Origin of the sequence: Serratia surfactantfaciens, from assembly GCF_001642805.2 — a bacterium.
Classification (GTDB): Bacteria; Pseudomonadota; Gammaproteobacteria; order Enterobacterales; family Enterobacteriaceae; genus Serratia; species Serratia surfactantfaciens.
Genome location: NZ_CP016948.1, coordinates 999,905 through 1,025,620, shown reverse-complemented (window position 1 = coordinate 1,025,620; position 25,716 = coordinate 999,905). Strand labels below are relative to the sequence as shown.

General features: G+C 61.2%; 27 protein-coding genes and 1 other annotated feature. Of the genes, 19 read left to right on the top strand and 8 right to left on the bottom strand.

The genetic code is table 11. The annotated features are described in order from the left end of the window. Nucleotides 1–9: 9 nt before the first annotated feature. On the bottom strand, nucleotides 10–531 hold the full coding sequence (locus ATE40_RS04865; protein WP_019454606.1) for a fimbrial protein: 522 nt from the start codon (nucleotides 529–531) through the stop codon (nucleotides 10–12). Nucleotides 532–1,196: 665 nt separating this feature from the next. Here ATE40_RS04865 and ATE40_RS04860 point away from each other — a divergent pair. The 3 genes from ATE40_RS04860 (at nucleotide 1,197) to ATE40_RS04850 (ending at nucleotide 3,089) form a co-directional block, all read left to right on the top strand. Continuing rightward, on the top strand, nucleotides 1,197–1,526 hold the full coding sequence (locus tag ATE40_RS04860; protein WP_019454607.1) for a hypothetical protein: 330 nt from the start codon (nucleotides 1,197–1,199) through the stop codon (nucleotides 1,524–1,526). Nucleotides 1,527–1,759: 233 nt separating this feature from the next. Further along, a complete protein-coding gene (locus ATE40_RS04855) occupies nucleotides 1,760–2,578 on the top strand; it encodes a fimbrial protein (protein WP_060421857.1) in 819 nt (272 codons plus the stop codon). Between the two features lie 19 nt (nucleotides 2,579–2,597). Beyond that, the gene (locus ATE40_RS04850) at nucleotides 2,598–3,089 is read left to right on the top strand and encodes a fimbrial protein (RefSeq protein WP_244889065.1); all 492 of its coding nucleotides are present in this window, start codon (nucleotides 2,598–2,600) and stop codon (nucleotides 3,087–3,089) included. A gap of 101 nt (nucleotides 3,090–3,190) precedes the next feature. Here the strand turns inward: ATE40_RS04850 and ATE40_RS04845 are convergent, their stop codons facing one another. Beyond that, nucleotides 3,191–4,396, bottom strand: coding sequence for a serine hydrolase (locus ATE40_RS04845; RefSeq protein ID WP_063919093.1), 1,206 nt, complete (start codon nucleotides 4,394–4,396; stop codon nucleotides 3,191–3,193). Nucleotides 4,397–4,862: 466 nt separating this feature from the next. Between ATE40_RS04845 and ATE40_RS04840 the strand changes: the two genes are divergently transcribed. After that, nucleotides 4,863–6,230 (top strand): pyridoxal-phosphate dependent enzyme, encoded by a 1,368-nt coding sequence (locus ATE40_RS04840; RefSeq protein ID WP_063919092.1) that lies wholly within the window; start codon nucleotides 4,863–4,865, stop codon nucleotides 6,228–6,230. A 12-nt stretch (nucleotides 6,231–6,242) separates the two neighbouring features. Further along, entirely contained in the window at nucleotides 6,243–7,388 is a 1,146-nt protein-coding gene (locus ATE40_RS04835; RefSeq protein ID WP_063919091.1) for a trans-sulfuration enzyme family protein, read from the top strand. Nucleotides 7,389–7,448: 60 nt separating this feature from the next. Here ATE40_RS04835 and ATE40_RS04830 read toward each other — a convergent pair whose 3' ends face one another. Then, the gene (locus tag ATE40_RS04830) at nucleotides 7,449–8,471 is read right to left on the bottom strand and encodes an isopenicillin N synthase family dioxygenase (RefSeq protein WP_063919090.1); all 1,023 of its coding nucleotides are present in this window, start codon (nucleotides 8,469–8,471) and stop codon (nucleotides 7,449–7,451) included. A 290-nt stretch (nucleotides 8,472–8,761) separates the two neighbouring features. Between ATE40_RS04830 and ATE40_RS04825 the strand changes: the two genes are divergently transcribed. Together ATE40_RS04825 and ATE40_RS04820 are read left to right on the top strand one after the other, a co-directional pair. Further along, nucleotides 8,762–9,418 (top strand): HAD family hydrolase, encoded by a 657-nt coding sequence (locus tag ATE40_RS04825; protein ID WP_019454614.1) that lies wholly within the window; start codon nucleotides 8,762–8,764, stop codon nucleotides 9,416–9,418. Between the two features lie 89 nt (nucleotides 9,419–9,507). Beyond that, a complete protein-coding gene (locus ATE40_RS04820) occupies nucleotides 9,508–10,128 on the top strand; it encodes a glutathione S-transferase family protein (RefSeq protein WP_063919089.1) in 621 nt (206 codons plus the stop codon). A gap of 13 nt (nucleotides 10,129–10,141) precedes the next feature. Here ATE40_RS04820 and ATE40_RS04815 read toward each other — a convergent pair whose 3' ends face one another. Further along, nucleotides 10,142–11,242, bottom strand: coding sequence for a PQQ-dependent sugar dehydrogenase (locus ATE40_RS04815; RefSeq protein ID WP_063919088.1), 1,101 nt, complete (start codon nucleotides 11,240–11,242; stop codon nucleotides 10,142–10,144). A gap of 131 nt (nucleotides 11,243–11,373) precedes the next feature. Between ATE40_RS04815 and ATE40_RS04810 the strand changes: the two genes are divergently transcribed. Continuing rightward, on the top strand, nucleotides 11,374–11,793 hold the full coding sequence (locus ATE40_RS04810; protein ID WP_063919087.1) for a GNAT family N-acetyltransferase: 420 nt from the start codon (nucleotides 11,374–11,376) through the stop codon (nucleotides 11,791–11,793). A gap of 11 nt (nucleotides 11,794–11,804) precedes the next feature. Next, nucleotides 11,805–12,788, top strand: coding sequence for a magnesium/cobalt transporter CorA (corA, locus tag ATE40_RS04805; protein WP_025920995.1), 984 nt, complete (start codon nucleotides 11,805–11,807; stop codon nucleotides 12,786–12,788). A gap of 63 nt (nucleotides 12,789–12,851) precedes the next feature. Here corA and ATE40_RS04800 read toward each other — a convergent pair whose 3' ends face one another. The 3 genes from ATE40_RS04800 to speB all read right to left on the bottom strand — a co-directional run bounded on the left by ATE40_RS04800 (nucleotide 12,852) and on the right by speB (nucleotide 16,161). Then, the gene (locus tag ATE40_RS04800; protein ID WP_063919086.1) at nucleotides 12,852–13,661 is read right to left on the bottom strand and encodes a nitrilase-related carbon-nitrogen hydrolase; all 810 of its coding nucleotides are present in this window, start codon (nucleotides 13,659–13,661) and stop codon (nucleotides 12,852–12,854) included. A gap of 104 nt (nucleotides 13,662–13,765) precedes the next feature. Beyond that, nucleotides 13,766–15,151: a sodium:solute symporter family protein gene (locus tag ATE40_RS04795; RefSeq protein WP_063919085.1), complete on the bottom strand. Its 1,386-nt coding sequence runs from the start codon at nucleotides 15,149–15,151 to the stop codon at nucleotides 13,766–13,768. 77 nt (nucleotides 15,152–15,228) lie between these two features. Then, complete coding sequence (speB, locus tag ATE40_RS04790; RefSeq protein WP_019454363.1) at nucleotides 15,229–16,161, bottom strand: agmatinase; 933 nt, start codon at nucleotides 16,159–16,161, stop codon at nucleotides 15,229–15,231. Between the two features lie 249 nt (nucleotides 16,162–16,410). Between speB and ATE40_RS04785 the strand changes: the two genes are divergently transcribed. Further along, entirely contained in the window at nucleotides 16,411–17,334 is a 924-nt protein-coding gene (locus ATE40_RS04785; protein WP_063919084.1) for a LysR family transcriptional regulator, read from the top strand. Here ATE40_RS04785 and ATE40_RS04780 read toward each other — a convergent pair. Beyond that, nucleotides 17,331–18,155, bottom strand: coding sequence for an SDR family oxidoreductase (locus ATE40_RS04780; protein WP_019454365.1), 825 nt, complete (start codon nucleotides 18,153–18,155; stop codon nucleotides 17,331–17,333). The genes ATE40_RS04785 and ATE40_RS04780 overlap by 4 nt on opposite strands. A 229-nt stretch (nucleotides 18,156–18,384) precedes the next feature. Between ATE40_RS04780 and hisL the strand changes: the two genes are divergently transcribed. The 9 genes from hisL to hisIE all read left to right on the top strand — a co-directional run bounded on the left by hisL (nucleotide 18,385) and on the right by hisIE (nucleotide 25,671). Next, nucleotides 18,385–18,432: a his operon leader peptide gene (gene hisL, locus ATE40_RS24550; protein WP_100396937.1), complete on the top strand. Its 48-nt coding sequence runs from the start codon at nucleotides 18,385–18,387 to the stop codon at nucleotides 18,430–18,432. Continuing rightward, nucleotides 18,408–18,534: a sequence feature (His leader region), on the top strand. Its footprint overlaps the gene before it by 25 nt. A gap of 71 nt (nucleotides 18,535–18,605) precedes the next feature. Beyond that, complete coding sequence (gene hisG / locus ATE40_RS04775; RefSeq protein WP_015377256.1) at nucleotides 18,606–19,505, top strand: ATP phosphoribosyltransferase; 900 nt, start codon at nucleotides 18,606–18,608, stop codon at nucleotides 19,503–19,505. Between the two features lie 4 nt (nucleotides 19,506–19,509). Beyond that, nucleotides 19,510–20,817 (top strand): histidinol dehydrogenase, encoded by a 1,308-nt coding sequence (gene hisD / locus ATE40_RS04770; RefSeq protein WP_063919083.1) that lies wholly within the window; start codon nucleotides 19,510–19,512, stop codon nucleotides 20,815–20,817. After that, on the top strand, nucleotides 20,814–21,902 hold the full coding sequence (gene hisC, locus ATE40_RS04765) for a histidinol-phosphate transaminase (RefSeq protein ID WP_019454368.1): 1,089 nt from the start codon (nucleotides 20,814–20,816) through the stop codon (nucleotides 21,900–21,902). The genes hisD and hisC overlap by 4 nt, the downstream gene beginning before the upstream one ends. Further along, nucleotides 21,899–22,966, top strand: coding sequence for a bifunctional histidinol-phosphatase/imidazoleglycerol-phosphate dehydratase HisB (gene hisB / locus ATE40_RS04760; protein ID WP_019454369.1), 1,068 nt, complete (start codon nucleotides 21,899–21,901; stop codon nucleotides 22,964–22,966). The genes hisC and hisB overlap by 4 nt, the downstream gene beginning before the upstream one ends. Then, nucleotides 22,966–23,556, top strand: coding sequence for an imidazole glycerol phosphate synthase subunit HisH (gene hisH / locus ATE40_RS04755; RefSeq protein ID WP_063919082.1), 591 nt, complete (start codon nucleotides 22,966–22,968; stop codon nucleotides 23,554–23,556). Before hisB ends, hisH begins: the two co-directional genes overlap by 1 nt. A gap of 5 nt (nucleotides 23,557–23,561) precedes the next feature. Then, the gene (gene hisA, locus ATE40_RS04750) at nucleotides 23,562–24,299 is read left to right on the top strand and encodes a 1-(5-phosphoribosyl)-5-[(5-phosphoribosylamino)methylideneamino]imidazole-4-carboxamide isomerase (protein ID WP_004938806.1); all 738 of its coding nucleotides are present in this window, start codon (nucleotides 23,562–23,564) and stop codon (nucleotides 24,297–24,299) included. Beyond that, on the top strand, nucleotides 24,281–25,057 hold the full coding sequence (gene hisF, locus ATE40_RS04745; protein WP_019454372.1) for an imidazole glycerol phosphate synthase subunit HisF: 777 nt from the start codon (nucleotides 24,281–24,283) through the stop codon (nucleotides 25,055–25,057). The genes hisA and hisF overlap by 19 nt, the downstream gene beginning before the upstream one ends. Further along, nucleotides 25,051–25,671: a bifunctional phosphoribosyl-AMP cyclohydrolase/phosphoribosyl-ATP diphosphatase HisIE gene (hisIE, locus tag ATE40_RS04740; protein WP_015377251.1), complete on the top strand. Its 621-nt coding sequence runs from the start codon at nucleotides 25,051–25,053 to the stop codon at nucleotides 25,669–25,671. Before hisF ends, hisIE begins: the two co-directional genes overlap by 7 nt. The last annotated feature ends 45 nt before the right edge of the window (nucleotides 25,672–25,716 follow it).

The window sequence follows — 25,716 nt, the reverse complement described above, 5'->3', positions numbered from 1 at the left end:
CAGACTCACTTACTGATAAGCCAGGGTGAAATCGGCTACGGCAGTGAAGTCGCCCGGAACGATGGCGGCGGAAGCGCCTTCGCCCTGCAGGTAGGCAGCGAAATGCAGGGTGTTGTTGCCGGTGTTCAGGGTTTGCGCGGTCGTTGCCTCACCCAGTTTGATCGGCTGACCACCGTAAGTGATAGCGACGCCGGCGCCGCTGGCGGTGCCCGCGATACCCAGCAGATCCTTGTCGGTAGACGACGCTACGCCGCTGAAGGTGGTTTTAACGGTTTTCAGCGTGGTGATGTCGCACTGCTCCAGTTTGATTTCAAACGGACGCGGGTTGGATTTGCCGCCGTTTTTCAACGCCACGTTGGAAACCTGGCCCAGATCTACGGTCTGATCGATCGACTCAGGCGCAATAGAGCATGGCGCATCAATAATAGAGCCCGTGAAGGTGACCTTACCGTGTCCCTGATCGGCTGCCTGTGCAAAAGAACTTGCGCCAAATGCAATCACTGCAGCCATCATGATTTTGTTAAGTTTCATAGAACCTATATTCCTTATAAGAAAAAATGCATATTCCAATCAAGAAAAAGAGCAACAGGAAACCCGCTCGCGCTTATATGTGCGCAGCCCTGATTCTTTAGCATCTTGCTGGTTGGTTAACTGCCAAAACCCAAGGAAACCGACAATAAACTCGTCGATAACGGCAAGTTCGCAGCAGCCCACTCATTAATGAGATCGCCATTCAAAAATAAACGAAATCACAACAAGTCGAGGCCAATACTTTCTAATCCGCCCTTCTTGTTCGGCGATGAATATTCTGGCAAATGCCTCTCAGCAAAAAAAGGCTTTTTTTGATCAAGGCGAACATTCGCAATTTATTTCCTAATTGAAGTTAATTTACTGTTATTTTTAGGCTCATAGATCGTAAAAGATACTTTTATAGAGCAATATCCTGTTTTTCTCTGATTCCCAAGTAATCAGATCGCAAAGTGGCGCTTTGTGAATATAATAAACCAAAATTTTAGGTTTCAGCGTGACGCCACCCCTGCCTAGGCATAGGTAAAAACGGGGCGGGCAACGCCTTTTTTTTCAATCCTGATAAATAGATAGGAATTTTCTTTGTTCGCGTTTTACCTCGTTGTTGGTAGGCAGCGAAAGTTTGTTTTTTCTTAGGAATACGGCAATCGGAATACAGAGGAAGTGCTATGGAAGCGTTATCTCCGAAACAAAAGGAAATACGGCAATTGCAGCATGATCTGCTGCAAACATTATTCGCACAGTCACCCCGCAAGTGCCCCGTCGCCGGGCTGCCGCCACAGCAGCAATGGCTGTCGACGCGGCAACTGGCCAATGCCGTCAACGTCGGTGTTTACCGGGCTCGGCGGCTGCTGCTGGATCTTGTCGCCCGGCAAAAAGTGATTGTGACGGACGGTTCCATCAACAACTCATTGAGGTGGTATCCCACCGCATTGTTGAGCGGTGATAACGACGACAGATCCAACAGAGATACACCCCATTCTTCTTTAACGGAATAAATATGGCGTAGCCGGCCTGATTGGCAATATTTCATTGCGGAGTAACGCCGCACACTATTTATATATATTGGGATATTATCGTGATAAAAACAGCCCTGCTATTTTTACGCTGCTGCCTGGCATTATCTTTCTTCCTGCTGCTTGGCAATGCCAACGCATTTACCTGCCGCACGTCCGATGGCGGACTGATTCCACCCGGGGGCTCGACCACGCCGGTTGACGTCCGGGTACGCATCGGGCCACAGCTTTCTTATGGCAAAAACGAAATCGTCAACGTCAGCCAGGTCACCTGTAAAAACGACGTCGCGAGCTGGTATGACTATCTCAAAACCGACAGTCCGGCGCTGTCGATGAACAGTGCGATTTTTGGCACCATCGGCAGCGGTACCACCATCAACGGCAGCGATTACAACTCTCCGGTGCCATCAGGTATCAGCGTACTCAGCCTTACCGGGTTACAGACCCAGTCGGTCGCCATCCGGGTCTATATCGTGTTGAACCGTTTCCCAACGCCGGACATCAAGGTGAATAAGGGCGACGTCATCGGCCAAATCAACTTTATTCAGACCAACGATCAGCCTGGCTGCCCACAGTGCGGCGTTTATCGCTGGCGCCTGATCGCCGACAATGACGCTTACTTCGTCACCACCAGCTGCACCATCAACAACGGTCAGCAAATTAACGTCGACTTCGGCCAGATCCGCCAGGACTTTCTGACCCAGAGCGCCAGCGATGCCCAGATAAAACAGGACAAAGCGCTCAGCTACCAATGCGACGATCAGAGCGCGACGCAGGATATTCTGATCCGCATGGTCAGCGACGCCAGCGGTTTCTCCAGCGATTTTATCAAGACCAGCAACCCCAACGTCGGCGTGGCCATGGTGTACAACGGCGCGGTGGTAAAGCCCAATAATGCCTTCAGAACGCGTATCGTCAACGGTCTGGGCAACGATACCGTGACCTTTGTGCCGGTGAAGAACAATGTTCCTTACACCAGCATCGCCACCGGCCCGCTGTCGGGTTCGGCCACGCTGATTTTCAGCGCACCTTGAGACGGGAGCCAGGATGAACATGACGAGGAAAAAGAGCTGCGCTCTGCTGTGGGCGCTAAGCCTGATGAGCGCCGCCGCTCAGGCCGCCGACCAGGGTACCAAGGTCAACATCACCGCCACCGTGGTGGCGCCCCCGCCTTGCGTGATCAACGACGGGCGCACCATCGATATCGACTTCGGCAAGGTCGGCATCAAGCGCATCGACGGCACTCGCTATATGCAACGCATCGATTACAGCATCAAATGCGAGTTTCTGGATAACAGCCGCCAGCTGAAAATGAAGATCATGGGCAGCGCGGCGGCCTTCGATGGCAGCGTGTTAACCAGCAGCGTTAATGGCTTGGGCATCAAGCTGTTGGCCAACGGCAAGGCCTTCGCCATCAATACACCGCTGAACATCGATTACGCCAATCCACCGACGCTTGATGCGGTGCCGGTAAAAAACAGCGCCGTCGCCCTGGCAGAAGGTGATTTCACCAGCGGCGCCACCATGCTGGTGGACTACTTTTAAACGCCCGCATCTCAGCAACTCGCGAAAAAAAAGCCGCAACGTCTCCGTTGCGGCTTGGTCAAGGATCGTGCGCCTGAGGCGCGCTCCTCACATCAGGGTATTTAGCCGAAGATCCCGACGAACCACTGGCTCAGCTTCATCATCACCATATCCCAGATGCGGCTGAAGAAGTTGCCCTCTTTCACCTCTTGCATCACCACCAGCGGGTGCTGCTCGATGGTTTTTCCGTCCAGTTGGAAGTCGATGGTGCCGACCACCTGATTTTTCGCCAGCGGCGCTTCCAGCGTCGGTTGGGTCAGTTTGTAGCTGGCCTTCAGGTTTTTCATCTGTCCTTTCGGAATGGTGACCGAGGCGTCTTTCGCCACGCCGAGCGGCACTTCGCTGACGTCGCCGAACCATACCTTCTGGGTAACGAACGGTTTATCGGCCTTGATCGGCGTTGCGGTTTCATAGAAGCGGAAGCCCCAGGTCAGCAGCTTTTCGCTTTCGCTGAAGCGCACGCGATCGCTCGGCGCGCCCAGCACGACCGAGATCAGGCGCATCGGGCCGTCGGTGGCCGACGCCACCAGGTTGTGACCGGCGCCGCTGGTGTAACCGGTCTTGATACCGTCGACGTTCAGGTTGCTGCTCCACAGCAGACGGTTGCGGTTAATCTGGCGGATCTTGTTAAAGGTGAACTCTTTCTCTTTATGCAGCGCGTATTCGTCCGGCACGTCGCGGATCAGCGCCTGGCTCAGCAGCGCCATGTCGCGCGCGGTGCTGTACTGCCCTTCCGCATCCAGGCCATGCACCGTCAGGAAGTGGGTATTCTGCAGGCCCAGAGACTTGGCGTAGTTGTTCATCAGGCCGACGAACGAATCCTGGCTGCCCGCCACGTAGTCCGCCAGCGCGATGCTGGCGTCGTTGCCCGACTGAATCACGATGCCCTTATTCAGCTCCAGCACCGGCACCTGATCGCCCGGCTTGATGAACATCAGCGAAGAACCGCGCAGCGCCGGGTTACCGGGCGCCCAGGCGTCTTTGCCGACGGTGACCATGTCTTCCGGCTTGATCTTGCCGGCCTTGATCGCCTGCCCGATCACGTAGCTGGACATGATCTTGGTCAGGCTGGCGGGATCGAGGCGGGTGTCGGAGTTACCTTCGGTCAGCACCTTGCCACTGTTGTAATCCATCAGAATGAAGGCCTTGGCGTCTACCTGCGGTGGCGCCGGCGGCTCGGCCGCGTGCACGGCCGGTGCGGCCAGCAACAGGATGCCTACGCTGAAGGTCAGTTTTTTCAGGGAAGTGGATAAGTTTTTTTTCATCATGACGTCGCCAGAGTGTCCATTCAAACCATTGAAATAGCGTTAACTTTCAAACATGTTCACGTTTTAAGCCAACCAGCGAGAGTGGCCCGGTGCGCGCGTGCCGGCCGCAACCCCCTGCGGCGCCCGTAATGGGTAACGCAACGCACCGAAAATGCCCTTGCTGTGAGTTTATGTGATTTATCTTATTTTTGCAGGGTTTAGCGTGAATTTTCAGCATTTTTACATAACTGTACGCAGGCCCCCGCTTATCGCTCAAAAAAGCGCCGCACCGTCTATTTCTCCGCCCACTCACGGCTACACGGCCAAGCATCTGCACCGCTAAACATCTGCGCATCCATACGTCTAAAAAAGATTAATATATTCCATAATGGCATATAGAACCGTTATTTGTTCTTTTTAAAGCGCTTATCCTCAGCGCTATCATCCACACAAAGACTTTTATACCGAATAATCCTGGAGATGAGTCATGGCGATCCCCCATTCCGTCATCGAGATGATTGGCAATACCCCGATGCTGGAACTGACCCAGTTCGATACCGGCCCGTGCCGGCTGTTCGTCAAGCTGGAGAATCAAAACCCCGGCGGTTCGATCAAAGACCGCGTGGCGCTGTCGATGATCGAACAGGCCGAGCGCGACGGCAAACTGCAGCCGGGCGGCACCATCATCGAAGCCACCGCCGGCAATACCGGCCTGGGATTGGCGCTGGTGGCGGCATTGAAAGGCTATAAGCTACTGCTGGTGGTGCCGGACAAGATGAGCCGCGAGAAGATCTTCCACCTGCGCGCGCTGGGCGTGGAAGTGCTGTTGACCCGCTCGGACGTCGGCAAGGGGCATCCGGCTTACTATCAGGATTACGCTAAACGCCTGGCGGAAGAGATCCCCGGCGCTTTTTATATCGACCAGTTCAATAATCCGGCCAACCCGGCGGCCCATACCACCACCACGGCGCCCGAACTGTGGCGACAGATGGAACATGACGTAGACGCCATCGTGGTCGGAGTCGGTTCCGGCGGCACACTGGGCGGGCTGAGCCGCTATTTCGCCGAAGTATCGCCGCAGACGGAATTCGTGCTGGCCGACCCTGCCGGCTCTATTCTGGCGGACTATCTCGACAACGGCCAAGTCGGCGAAGCGGGCAGTTGGCTGGTGGAAGGCATCGGCGAAGACTTCGTCCCGCCGCTCAGCGACTTTGACCAGGTGCGCAACGCTTACCGCATCGGCGACGCCGAAGCCTTCACCACCGCGCGCGACCTGCTGCGCAAGGAAGGCGTGCTGGCGGGATCGTCCACCGGCACCCTGCTGGCCGCCGCATTGCGTTACTGCCGCGCACAGACCGAACCCAAGCGAGTGGTGACCTTCGTCTGCGACAGCGGCAACAAATACCTGTCTAAAATGTATAACGATCACTGGATGCTGGAACAGGGCTTGCTGAGCAAGCCACAGCACGGCGATCTGCGCGATCTGATCGCCTACCGCCACGACGAGGGCGCCGCCGTTTCCGCCGCGCCGGACGACACGCTGGCGATCGTGCACGCCCGCATGCGGCTGTACGACATCTCGCAGCTGCCGGTGCTGGAAGGCGATCGGGTGGTCGGTTTGATCGATGAGTGGGATCTGCTGAACGCCGTCCAGGCCGACGCCGCCCACTTCAGCCTGCCGGCCAGCAGCGCGATGACCAAGCGGGTCAATACGCTGCAAAAGGAAGCCGGCTATCAGGAACTGCAGGCCACCTTCAACCATGGCCACGTCGCGGTGGTGCTCGACGGCGAGCGCTTCCTCGGCCTGATTACCCGCACAGACGTGCTTAACGCCTGGCGCCAAAAATTACGTTAATAAGGACCCATTATGGCCAAGTTTGATACGTTGACCGTTCACGCCGGTTACACCCCGGATGCGACCGGCGCAGTGATGCCGGCGATTTACGCCACCTCTACTTACGCCCAACCGGCGCCGGGCGAGCATACCGGCTATGAGTATTCCCGCAGCGCCAACCCGACGCGCACCGCGCTGGAAAGCGCCATCGCCGAACTGGAAGGCGGCAGCCGCGGTTACGCCTTCGCCTCCGGTCTGGCGGCCTGCTCCACGGTGCTGGAGCTGCTCGACAAGGACAGCCACCTGATCGCGGTGGACGACCTGTACGGCGGCACCTATCGCCTGCTGGAAAAGGTGCGCAGCCGCACCGCCGGCCTGCGCGTCACCTACGTGTCACCGGCGGATCTCGCCGGGCTGGAACAGGCGATCGAACCGGATACCAAAATGATCTGGGTGGAAACCCCGACCAACCCATTGCTGAAACTGGCGGATCTGAGCGCCATCGCCGCGATCGCCAAAAAGCATCAACTTATCAGCGTGGCGGACAACACCTTCGCCTCGCCGTATCTGCAACGCCCGCTGGATCTGGGCTTTGACGTGGTGGTGCACTCCGCCACCAAATACCTCAACGGCCACTCCGACGTGGTGGCCGGCGTCGCGGCGGTGGGCGATAACCCGGCGCTGGCGGAACAGCTCGGCTTCCTGCAAAACGCGGTCGGCGGTATTCTCGATCCGTTCAGCAGCTTCCTGACGCTGCGCGGCATTCGTACCCTGGCGCTGCGCATGCAGCGCCACAGCGACAGCGCGCTGCGCATCGCTCAATGGCTGGAGAGCCAGCCGCAGGTGGAAAACGTCTACTATCCCGGCCTGCCGAGCCATCCGCAGCACGAGCTGGCGGCGCGCCAGATGACGCGCTTCGGCGGCATGATCTCGGTACGGTTGAAAGGCGACGACGCCTATGCACGCCGGGTCATCAAGCGTTCGCGCCTGTTCACCCTGGCGGAAAGCCTGGGCGGCGTGGAAAGCCTGATCAGCCAGCCATTCAGCATGACGCACGCCTCCATTCCGCTGGAACAGCGCCTGCAAACCGGCATCACGCCACAGCTGGTACGCCTGTCGGTGGGGATTGAAGATGTGGAAGATCTGATCGCCGATCTGAAGCAAGCGCTGGCGGAATAACCGCTGCATCAGCGCACCTCTCAGCCCGGCCGCCACGCCGGGCTTTTTTATGCCTGATATTCAGAGGCCGATAACGTCCTGATAAAAGCGATGCGCTACATCGGGGTGGGAGCGGATGCGCCCTTTCAGGTAGTTGTAACCGACATCGCGCAGCAGCGGGTTGAGCGGATCGCTGGCCGGGCCGCGCGCCTGCGCCGCCAGCTGCGGCGGCAGTTGATACAGCGGCACCACCGCGTCCAGACGCGCGCCGAGGAAGAACGCGATCGATAATCTGTCACGCCCCGCCGGCGGCGTTTCCACCCGGTGCACCGTGGCGCGCAGATAACCGTTGGTCGCCAGTTCCAGCAGCTCGCCGATGTTCACCACGAAAGTGTCTTCACGCGGCTGTGCGTCTATCCATCGCCCCTCGCTGACCTCCACCTGCAGCCCTTTTTGCGCATCCTGCAGCAAGAAGCTGAGAAAACCCGAGTCCTTGTGTGCGCCGACGCCCTGTGCGCTGCCGGTAGCGTCCCGCCCCGGGTAGCGAATCAGTTTGATGTGTTCGTTGGGCTTATCGCCGTACAAGCGATCGAAAGCCTGCTCCGGCAGCGACAGCGCCAGCGCGAAAGCGCGCAGCAGCCGCAACGACATGGCGGTCATCGCCTGCTGCCACTGCAGCAGCAGCGGTTTCAGCGCCGGCAGCGCCGCCGGCCACTGATTTGGCCCCTGCAGGCGCGCCCAACGCGGGGTGTCGTCAGCCAGCGTCAGCGCCGGACGTTCGGCGCCGATATCGAACTGCTCGCGCCAGTCCGGCTGGCCGAGCGTGAGCTCCGCCGCCGCCCGGTTATAACCGCGAAAATGCGGCGAGCGCACCATCTGCACCGCCAGCTTGTCGGCTTCCGGCAGGGCGAAAAATTGCCGCGCGGCGTGCTGCAACCGCGCATTCAACGCGCCGTCCACGCCGTGACCGCGCAGATAGAAAAAACCTACGTCGCGCGCCGCCGCGCGCAAATCGTCAAGAAAGGCGCGCCGCTGGCGCGCATCGCCGTCAAGCTGCGAAAGATCCAGCAGCGGCAGCGTTTTCAGCGTCGTCAGATGCGTCATCTTGCGGTTCCTCGTCTTCCCCGATCACGATCGGGCTGCCATACAGGCGAATAATCAACATGGTCACTCCCCCCAGCGGGTGGCTGCATTGGTCTTCTAGTTAGCACCGCGTTCGCCGGGGCGGCCAATATTGTTGCGTTCTAAGTTATGCAAACGTTCAACAAACTGTCGCAAAAGCGTCATCAATGTTTCTTATGCTCTGCGCAATTTCGCCGACGCCGCTGGCTGGCGACGTGCGCTATCCGCTATCCTGTAAACGACCTCATACCCTGCCTGCCGGAGAAATACTGATGGATTTAGCCTTATTCGACCTGGATGAAACCCTGATTGACGATGACAGCGCCAGCCTGTGGATCCGCTGGCTGGTCGGCCAGGGATTCGCGCCGGCGGAGCTTGAACTGCAGGAGCAGCAGCTGATGCAGCTCTATTATCAGGGCAAGCTGTCGATGGAGGACTATATGCAGGCTACGCTGGCACCGTTGACCGGCCTGAGCGTGCAAACCGTGGCCGGCTGGGTGCAGCGTTACATCCGGCGCGACATCCTGCCGCGCGTCTACCCCGCCGCCCGTGAACGCCTGCAGTGGCACCGCGAGCGCGGCGACTGCATTCTGGTGATCTCCGCCACCGGCGAGCATCTGGTGGCGCCAATAGCCGAACAGCTCGGTGCCGACGATGCGCTGGCGATTGGCGTGGAAATCAGCGATGGCCGCTTTACCGGCAACACTTACGGCACCATGACCTATCAGCAGGGCAAGGTGATCCGCCTGCAGCACTGGCTGGCGCAGCATCCACATCTGAAATTCGAGCACAGCCACGGCTACAGCGACTCCCTCAACGACAAGGCGATGCTGCAATTCGTCGACAGCGCCACGGTGATCAACCCCGACAGCGAGTTGAACGCGCTGGCGGTGGAACGCGGCTGGGAAGTGTGCCGTTGGGAACGCTGAATGGCAGACAAAAAGTGCCCTGCGGTGTGACAAAAAGCGCGTTGTGGCGTAGGTATTAAGGGTCCTTAATCCGCTAACGGAGCTATCCAATGCTGACCATTTGGGGTCGTGAGAATTCGAACAACGTCAGGAAGGTGCTGTGGTGCGCCGCCGAACTGGAGCTGAACTTCACCCACATCAACGCCGGCGGCGCGTTCGGCAAGGTAAACGAAGAGAGCTACCGCGCGCTGAACCCGAACGGCCTGGTGCCGCTGCTGCAGGACGATGACTTCGTACTGTGGGAATCCAACACCATCGTGCGCTACCTGGCGGCGAAATTCGGCGATGCGACGTTCTATCCGCAGGATCTGCAGGCGCGCGCCGCCGCCGAGAAATGGATGGACTGGACCACCTCAACCATCGTCCCGGCCTTCACCATCGTCTTTTGGGGCCTGGTGCGTACCGCGCCCGAGCTGCGCGACATGGCGAAAATCGATGCGGCGATCGCCACGCTGGAAAAACACTTCGACGTCATCGAACAGACGCTGGCGCGCCAGCCCTACCTCTCCGGCGAAGCGTTCGGCTTCGGCGATATTCCGCTCGGCAGCTTCGCCTACGCCTGGTTCGAAATGCCGATCGCCCGTCGCTCACGGCCGAACATGGAGCGCTGGTATCAGCAGCTGCGCGCTCGCCCAGCCTACCAGCGCGGCGTAATGAGCGCGCTCACCTAATCGATGCGGGGCGCTACGACGCCCCGACCTTCAGCAGCTTGCCGTTCCGTTCGTCCGTCAGCAGATACAGGTAGCCATCCGGCCCGCTGCGCACCTCGCGGATGCGTTCGCCGCGATCGCCCAACAGCCGCTCTTCCGCCACCACCTTGTCGCTCTCCAGCGTCAGGCGAATCAGTTCCTTTTGCGCCAGCGCGCCGATGAACAGCGAGTGCCGCCAGGCGGGGAAGCGTTGGCCGTCATAAAACGCCATGCCGCTGAGGCCGGGCGAGACTCGCCAGTAGTGCAGCGGTTGTTCGGTGCCGGGCACCCGTTCCCCTTTGGCCTCCGGTATCGGTTGGCCGGAATAGTTGATGCCGTAGGTGGCCAGCGGCCAGCCATAGTTTTTACCCGGCAGCGGGATATTGAGCTCATCGCCGCCGCGCGGGCCGTGCTCATGTTCCCAGATCGCGCCGCTCCACGGGTTCAACGCCAGCCCTTGCGGATTGCGGTGGCCGTAAGACCAAACCTCCGGCCGTTTGCCGGCCTGGCCGACCCAGGGGTTATCCGGCGGTACCGCACCTTCGGCGGTCAGCCGCACCAGTTTGCCCTGCAGTTTGTCGGTCTCCTGCGCCGTCGGCCGCTGGTTGTTTTCACCCAGCGCGATGAACAGATAGCCCTGCCTGTCGAACGCCAGCTTGCCGCCAAAATGATTGCCGACCGACAGCTTGGGCTGCTGACGGAAGATCACCTTAAAGTTTTCCAGCCGCCGGCCATCGTCGCTCAGGCGGCCATAGCCGACCGCCGTACCGGCTTTGCCGCCCTCGCCCGGTTCGGCGAAGCTGAGATATACCCGGCGACTGGCGCTGAAGTCGGGGGCCGGCAACACTTCCAGCAGGCCGCCCTGCCCCTCGGCGTAGACCTGCGGCACACCGGCGATCGGCGGCGACAGGCCCTTGCCCTGCTGCCACAGCCGCAGCCGGCCGGGCCGTTCGGTGATAAGCAGGCCTTGCTCCGCCGGCAAAAAGGCCAGCGACCACGGATGTTCCAGGCCGTCCTGCAGTTGGCTGACCGTCGGCGCGGCGTGCAGCAGGCCGCTGCACAGCAGCAACCCGGCCAGCAGAGTCAATCGGGGCATGGCGTCCTCCTGAGGATAAAATGACCCGTTTAGTGTAGCTCACCCAGTCGGAATGGTCGTTTACATTACATTTCAACAGGTTGCCTTTTAGCCGTAGTGTGCTTAAGTTAACGCATCACCCAGGAGGAAAAATGGACATTACCGTTACCGACGCGATCGACGAACAAACCCTTGATGCGATCAGGCAAGGCCTGCGCGCTTACAACCTGCCGCATATCGATGCCCGTCACCGCAAGCCGCTCAGCGTCTATGCGCGCGACGAGTCCGGCACGGTGATCGGCGGGCTGACCGCCGAAACCTGGGGCAACTGGCTGAGCGTCGAGTGGCTGTGGGTGGCGGACTCCCAACGCGGCAGCGGCCTCGGCGGCCGATTGATGCGCGCTGCCGAACAAGAGGCGCAGGCGCGCGGCTGCCGCTACGCCCGTCTGGACACCTTCAGCTTCCAGGCACGACCGTTTTACGAAAAGCTCGGCTATCAACTGCAAATGACGTTGAAAGATTATCCGGTGGAACATGAGTGCTATTTTCTCACCAAAACCCTGACTGATTAATGGACGGACCGATGGACAGCAAAAGCATGGTGGTGAACTGCGTGGCGTACAAAGCCGGCCAACGGCTGGGCGAAGTGACCATCGACGATATCAGCGAGGTGGTCAAACAACCGGACACTTTCATCTGGCTGGGGCTCCGGCAGCCGGAGCCGGCGTTTATGCGCAAGGTGCAGGAAGAGTTCGGGCTGCATGACCTGGCGATCGAAGACGCGCTGTGCGCACACCAGCGGCCGAAGCTGGAGACCTATGGCGACTCGCTGTTCATCGTGGTGAAAACCGCGCAATGGGGCGAGAACGACGAAATCGAATACGGCGAGACGCACTTCTTCGTCGGCAAAAACTTTCTGGTGACGGTGCGCCACGGCGCTTCGCCCAGCTATGCGCCGATCCGCGCCAAGGCGGAAGAGAATCACAAGCAGATGTGCCGCGGGCCGGGCTTCGCGCTTTATTCGGTGCTGGACTTCGTGGTGGATAACTACCGCAGTGTGGTGGCGCGCTTCGAGAGCACCATCGAGAACATCGAAGCCAACATGTTCCAGTCGGAGTTCGATCAGGCGGCGATTGAGAACGTCTATACTCTGCGCCGCCACCTGCTGGCGCTGCGCAACGCCGCGCTGCCGATGGATGAAATCTGCAACCAGCTGATCCGTCTGCACGAAGAAGTGATCCCGAAAGAGCTGCGCGCCTACGTGCGCGACGTGCAGGATCATGCGCATCAGGTGGTCAGCAACATCGACGACATGCGCGAAATGCTGACCAACGCCATGCACGTCAATCTGGCGCTGGTGACGGTCAAACAGAACGAAGTGGTGAAACGGCTGGCGGGCTGGGGGGCGATTTTGGCTATCCCGACGGTGATCTTCAGCCTGTACGGGATGAACTTCGCCGACATGCCGGAACTGAAATTCCCGTGGGCCTATCACGCCACGCTGGGAGTGACCGCCGTCGGCTGCATTTTCCTGTATCAGAAGCTGAAGAAATCAGGCTGGCTGTAAGCGCCAAAACAGCGGCGGTTCCCGTCGGCCAAAAACCTCGGCGGGGCAGCCCGCCCCGCCGCTTCAATACAGTAGCGGCCGCCGATCGCAATGCACATGATTGTAGCGGCCGATGCGCTTGTCATCAGCCGTACTGATATCCATTTCCGCCAGCACCATGCCTTCGCCAGCCAGGCTCTGCGTCAACGGGTAACCGTCGGCGTCGACGATCGCCGAGCCGCCGATCCACTCGACGCCGCGTTCCGTTTCGCAGCGATCGCACACCGCGATGAACAGCCGATTGACGGCGGCGTTGGCCTGCGCCTTCACCATCTCCGCCGGCCGTTCGCCCTGTGGGCACGGCGCCAGCGGCCAGTTGACCGGTGCGCACAGCAGCTGAGCACCGGCCAGCGCCGGCAGCCGCACCCACTCAGGGAATTCAAGATCGTAGCAGATCATCACCGCCAACCGGCCAAAGCGCGTCTCGACGACCGGCGGCGGCCGATCGCCGGGGGTAAAGATCGTGCTCTCCTCATGCCACAGGTGAACCTTGCGATAAATCGCCCTCACGCCTTGCGCATCGATCAACGCCGCGCTGTTGGCCACCCCGCCATCGGGCAGCCGCTCGCAGAAACCGGCGACGATCGCCACATCCCATTCGCACGCCAGGGCAACCCACAAGCTGACGCTTGGCCCGTCGTCGGCCTCGGCCAACGTCAGCGCCTCCGCCTTATCGCGAAACACATAACCGCTGTTCACCAGCTCCGGCAGCACGATGACGTTGGCGCCGCGCTGCGCCGCATGACGGATAGCCTGAGCAGACAGCGCCCGATTATGCTCCGCTTCCCCTACCCGCAGCGCTAACTGGCAGCATGCGACGCTGATTTTACCCATGACTCACTTTCTCCTTACCCTCACCGTTAAACCGACAGGGCGGCGATGCGCCCTGCTCCTCAGTAAATCAGTAAAGGCGCCGTGATAAAAGCCCGGATCGCGCCTCAGCGTTCAGTTTGAGCCTGCAGCTGCGGCGCAGGGCGGCTCAGCAGGCTGCCCAGCACGAAGGCGACGCCGCCGCCCAACAGGCCGCCGTAGATCGGGCTGTTGGCGTCGATGCCGTGCCAGACCATCAGCCCCACCACGCACAGGCTGCCGGTCAGCATGCTGGCGATGGCGCCGACGCTGGTGGCACGCGGCCAGAAGATCGCCCCCACCAGCGGGATCAGCATGCCGCCCACCAGCAGGTTATAAGCCAGCGTCAGCGCCGCCAGCACGTCGCGCACCACAAACGCCAGCCCCAGCATGACCGCACCCATGAAAAGCGTGGTAAAGCGCCCGGCGGCCAGCCCGCCGGACGGTTTGCGGCGAATGGTCGGCAGCACGTCTTCCAGCGCGATGGTGGAGGACGCCAGCAGGCAGGCGCTGGCGGTGGACATCAGCGCCGCCAGTGCCGCCGCGGCCACCAGCCCGCTGACGCCGACCGGCAACACCGCTTGCGCGATGGCGGCAAAGGCGCCATCGGTATTGCTGAGCGACGGCAGCACGATCTTGCCGGCCATGCCGATCAGCGCGCCGGTCACGCCGTACAGCACGCAGTAGACGCCCGCCCCCAGCCCGGCGAAGCGCGCCACGTTGGCGCTGCGGGCGGTGAACACCCGCTGCCAGATGTCCTGGCCGATCAGAATACCGAAGAAGTAGATCAGGAAGAACACCAGAATGGTGTCCAGCCCGATCGACGACAGCTGGTAGTAACCGGCGGGCAGTTGGCTGGCGAACGCTTCCCAGCCGCCGGCCTTGACGATGCTCATCGGCATCAGCACCAGCATCATGCCGACGGTCATGATGATGAACTGAATGATGTCGGTCAGCGTCAGCGACCACATACCGCCCAGCGTCGAATACAGCACCACCAGCCCGCCGCCGAGCAGAATCGACGCGGCGAACGACAGGCCGAACATCACCTGCATCACGCTGCCGATGGCGATGATCGAAGTCACCGCCACCATCAGGTCATAGGCCAGCATGATCGCGCCGCTGGTGACGCGCGCCGCCGGATGATAGCGCCGCGACAGCACCTGGCTGACGGTATATAGCTTCAGCTTGAGCAGCGGCTTGGCCAGCACCAGGCTCAGCACCACGATGCCCAGCCCGAGCGCGCCGCACAGCCAGACGCCGGAGATGCCGTAGGTGTAGCCGAGTTTGACGCTGCCGATGGTCGACGCGCCGCCGAGCACCACCGCCGACAGCGTGCCCAGATACAGTCCTGGCCCCAGGTTGCGCCCGGCGACCAGATACGCCTCTTTGGAATTGGCGCGGCGAATGCCCATCCACCCCACCGCGCCTATCACCAGAAAGTAAAACACCACAACCAGCAGATCGAGATTCATGGGTACCTCCACACCGTTGTTATTGTTATCAGGGGGCCCGACGCAACCGCTCCGCCGGTAGGGTCAGTGCGCCGGCCTCAGCGGACCGGCAGCACGCACAGCATTTCAAACAGCAGGTTGGCCGCCAGCAGCGCGGTGTTGCCGGAGCGATCGTAAGGCGGCGACACCTCCACGACATCGCCGCCGATCAGGTTCAGCCCATGGCAGCCGCGCACGATCTCCAGCCCCTGCCAGACCGACAGCCCGCCGACCTCCGGCGTGCCGGTGCCCGGTGCAAAGGCCGGATCCAGCCCGTCGATATCGAAGCTGAGGTAAACCGGCGCGTCGCCCATCTGTTCGCGGATCTCGGCCATCAGCGGCGTCAGCGACCGGTGCCAACAGGCTTCGGCCGGCACGACGCGGAAGCCCTGGCGACGCGACCAGTCGAAGTCGTCGGCCGCATAGCCGCTGCCGCGCAGACCGATCTGCACCACCTTTTCCGGCGCCAAGAGTCCTTCCTCAAACGCGCGGCGGAAGGTGGTGCCGTGCGCCAGCCGCTCGCCGAACATCTCCTCGTTGGTGTCGGAATGCGCATCGACGTGGATCAGCCCCACCGGGCCATGCCGACGAGCAATGGCGCGCAGCACCGGCAGCGTCAGGGTGTGATCGCCGCCGAGCGTCAACGGCGTGCAACCGTGCGCCAGGATCTCGTGATAAGCCGCCTCGATGCGCTGCACGCTGTCCGCCAGGCTGTAGGGGTTGATGGCGACATCCCCCAGATCGGCCACCTGCAGCCGTTCGAACGGGGCGGAGCCAGTGCCCATGTTGTAGGGGCGGATCATTACCGACTCCTGGCGGATCTGGCGCGGGCCATAGCGGGTACCGCTGCGGTTGGAGGTGCCGATATCCAGCGGAATGCCGACAAAGGCGGCGTTCAGACCGCGCGCCTGTTCGGCGGCGGGCAGGCGCATCATGGTGGGGATACCGGCAAAGCGCGGCATGTCGTTGCCGCTTTGGGGTTGGTTCAGCATGGCGTTTCCTTGTCGTAGTCTGCGATAGATTGAAACATTTAAGCAACATTCGCAGACTACCCCGTTGGCCGCCTCGACTACCATTCCCGCTTTTGCATGTAAACATCGAAAAACGCGATGTAACTAACCTATTGAAGTATTGATTTTTATTTCAACTTCATGCCATAAGGAAGGCCATATCTTCAGCGCCGTACCCATTTTCGCAATGTTAAAAATGAGTTAACCGGCCGATGCTCTGCGGAGGGGCAGATGCTCACCAACCTAAGCGATATCGATCTGAAACTGCTGCGGGTGTTTGTTGCGGTGGCGGAATCCCAGGGCGTCAGCGCCGCGCAGGAAACGTTGATGATGAATCAGTCCACCATCAGCACTCACCTGGCTTCGTTGGAAACCCGGCTGGGTTTTCGCCTGTGCCAGCGCGGCCGCTCCGGCTTCCGGCTGACGCCCAAGGGTGAACGCATGCTGATCGCCTGCCGCTCGTTGTTCAACGCCGCCCGCGACTTCACCCGGGTCAGCCAGTCGCTGAACGGCCTGCTGACCGGCGATCTGCAGATTGGGCTGGTAGATAATCTGGTCTCGCTACCGGGCAATCCGTTCAGCCAGGCCATCAAACACTTTCAACGCCGGCATCAGGACGTGCAGCTGCAGTGCCGCATCTGTTCACCGAGCGAGATTGAACAGGGGCTGCTGCACCGGCAGCTCGATCTGGGCATCGGCTACTTCGGTCAGCAGTTGGAGGCGCTGCGCTATCAGCCGTGGCTGGAGGAGACGCAGGCGATCTATTGCAGCGCGGATCACCCGCTGTTCGCAGTGGAAACCCCCGAACGCGAGCAGATCGAAAACGCGCGCTGGGTTAAGCGTGGCTACCTGCTGGCGCAGCAGTTATGCCCGATCGCGCCGCCCCACCTGGCTGCGGTGGCTCATCATATGGAGAGCGTAGCCCATCTGGTGTTGAGCGGCACCTGTCTTGGCTATCTGCCCACCCACTACGCGGCGCGCTGGGTGGAACAAGGCCTGCTGCGGCAGCTGGGCGGCGCGGCGCTCTCATACCGCGCCGTACTCAGCCTGGTCAGCCGCCCCGTCGAGCCCGACGAGGCGCTGAACGCGCTGCTGGAGGATTTGGTGCGCGCTGGCGAAAAAAACCCCGCATTTGCGGGGCATGATGACGTTTAACTGACCGGCATGCGCGCCGGGTCGGGATACTGGTACTCGAAGCCCAGCTCATTGCAGATGCGATTGCCGTCCACCAGCCGCTCATCCTGCTCCGCTTCATCGGCGAATTGCGGCGGCTCCAGGTGCAGCTGCTCGGCCAGCGCCGGATAGAACTCGCGTTTGGCCGGATGACGCGGTGCGCACAGGTTGTACACATGGCCGCCTTTCGGCAGCTTCAGCAGCAGTTGGATAGCGGCGATCACGTCGTCCTGATGCACCAGATTCACCCCCTGCGAACCGCCCTTCACGTCGAGTTTGCCCGCCAGGAAGCGGCCGGGGTGACGATCGGCGCCCACCAGCCCCGCCAGCCGCAGAATGTCCACCGAGGTGTTCGGCAACTCATGCAGCCAACGTTCCAATTCGGCCAAGACCCGGCCCGACGGCGAGACCGGCCGCAGCGGCGACTCTTCGCGCAGCGTGCCGGCCGTTTCGCCGTATACCGAGGTGGAACTGGTGAAGATTACCCGCGGCACGCCGAAGGCCATCGCGCTGTCCACCAGCATGCGCACCGCATTGAAATAGTTCTCGCTGCCTTCGACGGTGCGGCGCGCGGGCAGCGTCACCACCAGCGCATCCACGCGCAACAGCGATTCCAGATCGTCCGCATCGCAGACCAACTCCGGCGTCAGCTCCAACTGATAACATTCGATACCGCTCATGCGCGCGGCCTCGACGCCGTCCGGCGTGGTTTTGCTGCCGACCACATCGTACCCGCGGCCCATCAGCGACAACGCCAGCGGCATGCCCAACCAACCCAGGCCAATAATGGCTACCTTTTTCATCCTCTTCCTCTCCTGAAGAATGCAGCGCTCTACTTCTAAGGCTACGCCACTGCGCGCGGCGATACAATCTGCCCGGCTTAAGGTTAGGTAAAGCCGTCTATGGCTAATAACCCAACCTGTTTCAATAAATTAAATTTATGACGATAAAAAAGAGTTGCACGGCGGACAGCGGATAGTTTAGCTTAATTGGCATACGGTTTTTTACCGACTTTTGCTGAGAGAAAACACCATGACACGCGTTCAGTTCAACCACCATCATCACCATCACCCTGACTAGTCTTTCAGGCGATGAGTGCTGGAAGACGGTTTGTTAATCTTCCAGTGGCGCGCAGAACGCAAGAGAGAGCCCTCGGAAGATTTCTTCCGAGGGTTTTTTTTTGGCTCCGGACAGACAGAAAAGAATAGTTTTTACAATAAATTCATAAAATTACAGATTAAACAGAGGTTACCATGCTGGACAAGACACGTTTACGGATCGCAATGCAGAAGTCGGGCCGCCTGAGCGATGAATCCCAGGAGCTGCTGGCGCGCTGCGGCATCAAGATCAACCTGCAGCAGCAGCGTCTGATCGCCTTCGCCGAGAACATGCCGATCGACATCCTGCGCGTGCGCGACGACGACATTCCAGGCCTGGTGATGGACGGCGTGGTCGATCTGGGCATCATCGGCGAGAACGTGCTGGAAGAAGAGCTGCTCAGCCGCCGCGCCCAGGGTGAAGACCCGCGTTACTTCACCCTGCGCCGCCTCGATTTCGGCGGCTGCCGCCTGTCGCTGGCCACCCCGCTCGACGCCGAATACGCCGGCCCGCAAAGCCTGCAGGACGCCCGCATCGCCACCTCTTACCCGCACCTGCTGAAGCAATACCTCGACAAACAGGGCGTGCGCTTCAAATCCTGTCTGTTGAACGGCTCGGTAGAGGTGGCGCCGCGCGCAGGTCTGGCCGACGCCATCTGCGATCTGGTCTCTACCGGCGCCACGCTGGAAGCCAACGGCCTGCGCGAAGTGGAGGTGATCTACCGCTCCAAAGCTTGTCTTATCCAGCGCGACGGCGAAATGCCGGAAGCCAAACAGCAGCTGATCGACCGCCTGATGACCCGTATTCAGGGCGTGATCCAGGCGCGCGAATCCAAATACATCATGCTGCACGCGCCGAGCGAGAAGCTGGACGAGATCGTCGCGCTGCTGCCGGGCGCCGAACGCCCGACCATTCTGCCGCTGGCCGGTGCGCAGAACCGCGTGGCGATGCACATGGTCAGCAGCGAAACCCTGTTCTGGGAAACCATGGAAAAACTGAAAGCGCTCGGCGCCAGCTCGATTCTGGTGCTGCCGATTGAAAAGATGATGGAGTAACGCCATGTCGACCTTCAACACGCCGATCGATTGGGCAACGTGCAGCGCCGAACGCCAGGCAGAGCTGCTGATGCGCCCGGCCATCGCCGCTTCCGACAGCATCACCCGCACAGTGAGTGAGATCCTCGACAACGTGAAGGCCAACGGCGATCGGGCGCTGCGCGACTACAGCGCCCGTTTCGACAAGGCGCAGGTCGCCGCGCTGCGCGTCAGCGACGAGCAGATCGCCGCCGCCTGCGCCCGACTGGGCGATGACATCAAACAGGCGATGGCAGTGGCCGTCGCCAACGTGGAAACCTTCCACAACGCGCAACGGTTGCCGCCGGTAGACGTCGAAACGCAGCCTGGCGTGCGCTGCCAACAGGTGACCCGCCCCATCGACTCGGTCGGCCTGTATATTCCCGGCGGATCGGCGCCGCTGTTCTCCACCGTGCTGATGCTGGCGACGCCGGCGCGCATCGCCGGTTGCCGCCGGGTGGTGCTGTGCTCGCCGCCGCCGATCGCCGATGAGATCCTGTATGCGGCGCAGCTGTGCGGCGTGCAGGAAGTGTTTCAGGTCGGGGGCGCGCAGGCGATCGCCGCCCTGGCGTTCGGCACCGAAAGCGTGCCGCGCGTGGCGAAGATCTTCGGGCCGGGCAACGCCTTCGTGACCGAAGCCAAGCGGCAGATCAGCCAACGCCTCGACGGTGCGGCCATCGACATGCCGGCCGGCCCTTCGGAAGTGCTGGTGATCGCCGACGCCGGCGCCACCCCGGCGTTCGTCGCTTCGGATCTGCTGTCGCAGGCCGAACACGGCCCGGATTCTCAGGTGATCTTGCTGACGCCGGACGCGGCGATGGCGCAGGCGGTAGCCGAAGCGGTGGAAAGCCAGCTGGCCGAGCTGCCGCGCGCCGACACCGCCCGCCAGGCGCTGGCAAGCAGCCGCCTGATCGTGGCACGCGATCTGGCAGAGTGCGTAACAATCAGCAATCGCTACGGCCCGGAGCACCTGATCATTCAGACCCGCAATGCACGCGAGTTGGTGGACGGCATCACCAGCGCCGGTTCGGTGTTCCTCGGCGACTGGTCGCCGGAGTCCGCCGGCGATTACGCCTCCGGCACCAACCACGTGCTGCCGACCTACGGCTACACCGCCACCTGCTCCAGCCTGGGACTGGCCGACTTCCAAAAACGCATGACGGTGCAGGAGCTGACGCCGCAGGGTTTCAGCAACCTGGCCGCCACCATTGAGACGCTGGCTGCCGCCGAGCAGCTGATCGCCCACAAGAACGCCGTGACCCTGCGCGTCGCCGCCCTGAAGGAGCAAGCATGAGCATCGAAAAACTGGCGCGCGCTAACGTTCGCGAGCTGACCCCTTATCAATCGGCGCGCCGCCTCGGCGGTAAGGGCGATGTGTGGCTCAACGCCAACGAATACCCGATCGCGCCGGAATTCCAGCTGACCGCGCAAACCTTCAACCGCTATCCGGAGTGCCAGCCGGCGCAGGTGATCGAACGCTACGCCGCCTACGCCGGGGTGAAGAAAGAACAGGTGCTGGTCAGCCGCGGCGCCGACGAGGGCATTGAGCTGCTGATCCGCGCCTTCTGCGAGCCGGGTAAAGACGCCATTCTGTTCTGCCCACCGACCTACGGCATGTACGCCGTCAGCGCCGAAACCTTTGGCGTGGAGCGCCGTACCGTGGCCGCCAAAGAGGACTGGCAGCTGGATCTGCCCGCCATCGCAGACAGTATGGACAACGTGAAGTTGATCTACGTCTGCAGCCCGAACAACCCGACCGGCAACCTGATCGACCCGGATTCTCTGCGCAGCCTGCTGGAGCTGGCCAAAGGCAAGGCGATCGTCGTGGTGGACGAAGCCTATATCGAGTTTTGCCCGCAGGCTTCGGTGGCGGGCTGGTTGAGCGACTATCCGCACCTGGCGATCCTGCGCACGCTGTCGAAAGCTTTTGCGCTGGCAGGCCTGCGCTGCGGCTTTACGCTCGCCAACGAAGATCTGATCGCCCTGCTGCTGAAGGTGATCGCGCCTTACCCGCTTTCGACGCCGGTGGCGGATATCGCCGCACAGGCGCTGAGCGAAGAGGGCATCCGCACCATGCGTCAGCGCGTCACCGACATCGCAGCCACCCGCAGCTGGCTGCAGCAACAGCTGGAAAAATGCGCCTGCGTCGAGCAGGTTTTCGCCAGCGACAGCAATTACCTGCTGGCCCGCTTCACCGCCTCAAGTAATGTGTTTAAAAGCTTGTGGGATCAGGGCATTATCTTACGAGACCAAAACAAACAGCCCGGGTTGTCCGGCTGCCTGCGCATCACCATAGGCACCCGCGACGAATGTCAACGCGTGGTGGACGCCTTGTCCGCCCTGCCCGGCGCCAACCAGACTCGCCAGGAGCCAATGTGAGCCAAAAAATCCTCTTTATCGATCGTGACGGCACGCTGATCGCCGAGCCACCGGAAGATTTCCAGGTTGACCGCCTGGACAAGCTGGCGCTCGAGCCGGACGTGATCCCTTCTCTGCTGGCGCTACAGCAGGCGGGGTATCAGCTGGTGATGATCACCAATCAGGATGGGCTCGGCACCGCCAGTTTCCCGCAGGAAACCTTCGATCCGCCGCACAACCTGATGATGCAGATCCTCAGCTCGCAGGGCATTCAGTTCGCCGATGTGCTGATCTGCCCGCACCTGCCGGCGGACAACTGCGACTGCCGCAAGCCGAAAACCGCGCTGGTGAAGGGATATCTCGAACCCGGCGTGTTGGATGCCGCCCGCAGCTACGTGATCGGCGATCGGCCGACCGACGTGCAGCTGGCGGAAAACATGGGCATTCAGGGGCTGCGCTACCAGCGCGGCGTGCTGGGCTGGAAAGAGATCGTGCGCCAGCTGACCCTGCGCGATCGTCACGCGCGGGTTAACCGCGTGACCAAAGAGACGCAAATCGACGTCAACGTCTGGCTGGATCGCGAAGGCGGCAGCAAGATCAAAACCGGCGTCGGCTTCTTCGACCACATGCTGGATCAGATCGCCACCCACGGCGGCTTTCGCATGGAGATCGACGTCAAAGGCGACCTGTATATCGACGATCACCACACGGTAGAGGACACCGGTCTGGCGCTGGGTGAAGCGCTGAACAAGGCGCTGGGCGACAAGCGCGGCATCGCCCGCTTCGGCTTCGTGCTGCCGATGGACGAATGCCTGGCGCGCTGCGCGCTGGATATCTCCGGCCGCCCGCACCTGGAGTACAAGGCCGAGTTCAACTATCAGCGCGTCGGCGATCTCAGCACTGAAATGGTCGAGCACTTCTTCCGTTCGCTCTCCTATACCATGGGCTGTACTCTGCACCTGAAGACCAAGGGCAAAAACGACCACCACCGGGTCGAGAGCCTGTTCAAAGTGTTTGGCCGCACGCTGCGCCAGGCGATCCGCGTCGAAGGCAATACCCTGCCGAGCTCGAAAGGAGTGCTGTGATGAACGTGGTGATTTTGGATACCGGCTGCGCCAACCTGGCCTCCGTCACCTACGCGGTGCGGCGCCTGGGTTATCAGCCGGAGGTGAGCCGCGATCCGGAGATCGTGCTGCGCGCCGACAAGCTGTTCCTGCCGGGCGTCGGCACCGCGCAGGCGGCGATGGATCAGCTGCGCGAGCGCGATCTGATCGAGCTGATCAAGGCCTGCACGCAGCCGGTGCTGGGCATTTGTCTCGGCATGCAGCTGCTGGCGACCAGCAGCGAGGAGAACGGCGGCGTAACCACGCTCGGCCTCATCGATACGCCGGTGAAGCAGATGACCGACTTCGGCCTGCCGCTGCCGCACATGGGCTGGAACCAGGTGTCTGCGCAGGCGGGCCACCATCTGTTCCGCGGCATCGATGACGGTGCCTACTTCTATTTCGTTCACAGCTATGCGATGCCGATATGCTCCAGCACCATCGCTCAGGCGAACTACGGCGAGCCCTTCACCGCCGCCGTGCAAAAAGACAACTTCTTCGGCGTGCAGTTTCATCCAGAACGTTCTGGAGCGGCCGGTGCGCAACTGTTGAAAAACTTTCTGGAGATGTAGGCAGCATGATTATTCCGGCTTTGGATTTGATCGACGGCAACGTGGTGCGTTTGCACCAGGGCGATTACGGCCAACAGCGCGACTACGGCAACGATCCGCTGCTGCGCCTGCAGGACTATCAACAACAGGGCGCGCAGGTGCTGCACCTGGTCGATCTGACCGGCGCCAAGGATCCGGCCGCGCGCCAGATCCCGCTGCTGCGCAAGCTGCTGGCGGGGGTTGACGTGCCGGTGCAGGTTGGCGGCGGCATCCGCAACGAGCAGGACGTCAGCGCTCTGCTGGAGGCCGGCGCCACGCGCGTGGTGATCGGCTCCACCGCGGTGAAACAGCCGCAGTTGGTGCAAAGCTGGTTCGAGCGCTATGGCGCCGACGCACTGGTGCTGGCGCTGGATGTGCGCATCGATGCGCAGGGCGTAAAACGCGTGGCCATCAGCGGCTGGCAGGAAGATTCCGACGCCACGCTGGAACAGGTGGTGGAGCAGTTCCTGCCCTACGGCCTGAAGCACGTGCTGTGTACCGACATTTCGCGCGATGGCACGCTGGCCGGCTCCAACGTGGCGCTGTATCAGGAGATTAGCCGCCGCTATCCGCAGGTGGCCTTTCAGGCTTCGGGCGGCATCGGCAATCTGGACGACATCGCACAGCTACGCGGCAGCGGCGTTGCCGGCGTGATCGTGGGGCGCGCCCTGCTGGAAGGTAAATTTAGCGTTGAGGAGGCGATCGCATGCTGGCAAAACGGATAATCCCGTGCCTGGATGTTAAAGACGGGCAAGTGGTGAAAGGCGTGCAGTTCCGCAACCACGAAATCATCGGCGACATCGTGCCGCTGGCGCAGCGCTATGCGCAAGAAGGTGCGGACGAGCTGGTATTTTACGATATCACCGCCTCGAGCGACGGCCGGGTGGTGGACAAAAGCTGGGTATCGCGCGTGGCGGAGGTGATTGATATTCCGTTCTGCGTCGCCGGCGGCATTAAAAGCGCCGAGGATGCCAGCCAGATCCTGTCTTTCGGCGCCGACAAGATTTCCATCAACTCCCCGGCACTGGCCGATCCCGAGCTGATTAGCCGCCTGGCGGATCGCTTCGGCGTGCAGTGCATCGTGGTGGGCATCGATACCTGGTTTGACAGTGAAACCGGCAAGTATCACGTCAACCAATATACCGGCGATGAGAGCCGCACCCGCATCACCCAGTGGGAAACCCTCGACTGGGTGCAGGAAGTGCAGCGCCGCGGCGCCGGTGAGATCGTGCTGAACATGATGAATCAGGACGGCGTGCGCAACGGTTACGATCTACAGCAACTGCGCCTGGTACGCGAGGCTTGCAAGGTGCCGCTGATCGCCTCCGGCGGCGCGGGCACCATGGAACACTTCCTGGAGGCGTTCCGCGATGCGGACGTCGACGGCGCGCTGGCGGCGTCGGTGTTCCACAAACAAATCATCAATATCGGCGAACTGAAAAGGTTCCTGGTTGAACAAGGCGTGGAGATTCGCGTGTGCTGACAGAACAACAAAGAAACCAGCTGGACTGGGAAAAAACCGACGGCCTGATGCCCGCCATCGTGCAACATGCCGTTTCCGGCGAAGTGCTGATGCTGGGCTACATGACGCCGGAAGCGCTGGCGACCACCGAGCAGAGCGGCAACGTCACCTTCTTCTCACGCACCAAGCAGCGCCTGTGGACCAAGGGTGAAAGCTCCGGCCACTTCCTCAAGGTGGTCAGCATCACGCCGGACTGCGATAACGACACGCTGCTGGTATTGGCCAACCCGATCGGCCCGACCTGCCACCTGGGCAACAGCAGCTGCTTCCACCCGGCCGCCAGCGACTGGACGTTCCTCTATCAGCTGGAACAGCTGCTGGCGGAGCGCAAGCACGCCAGCCCGGACAGCTCGTACACCGCCAGCCTGTACGCCAGCGGCACCAAGCGCATCGCGCAGAAGGTTGGGGAGGAAGGCGTGGAAACCGCGCTGGCCGCCACGGTCAATGATCGCGAAGAGCTGACCAACGAAGCCTCGGACCTGATCTATCACCTGCTGGTGCTGCTACAGGACCAGGATCTGGATCTGAGCGCGGTGATCGGCCGGCTGCGCGAGCGGCATCAGAAAAAAGCGTGACGCTAAATTACGCGCAATAAAAAAGCCGCCGGGCGTTAACCTCGG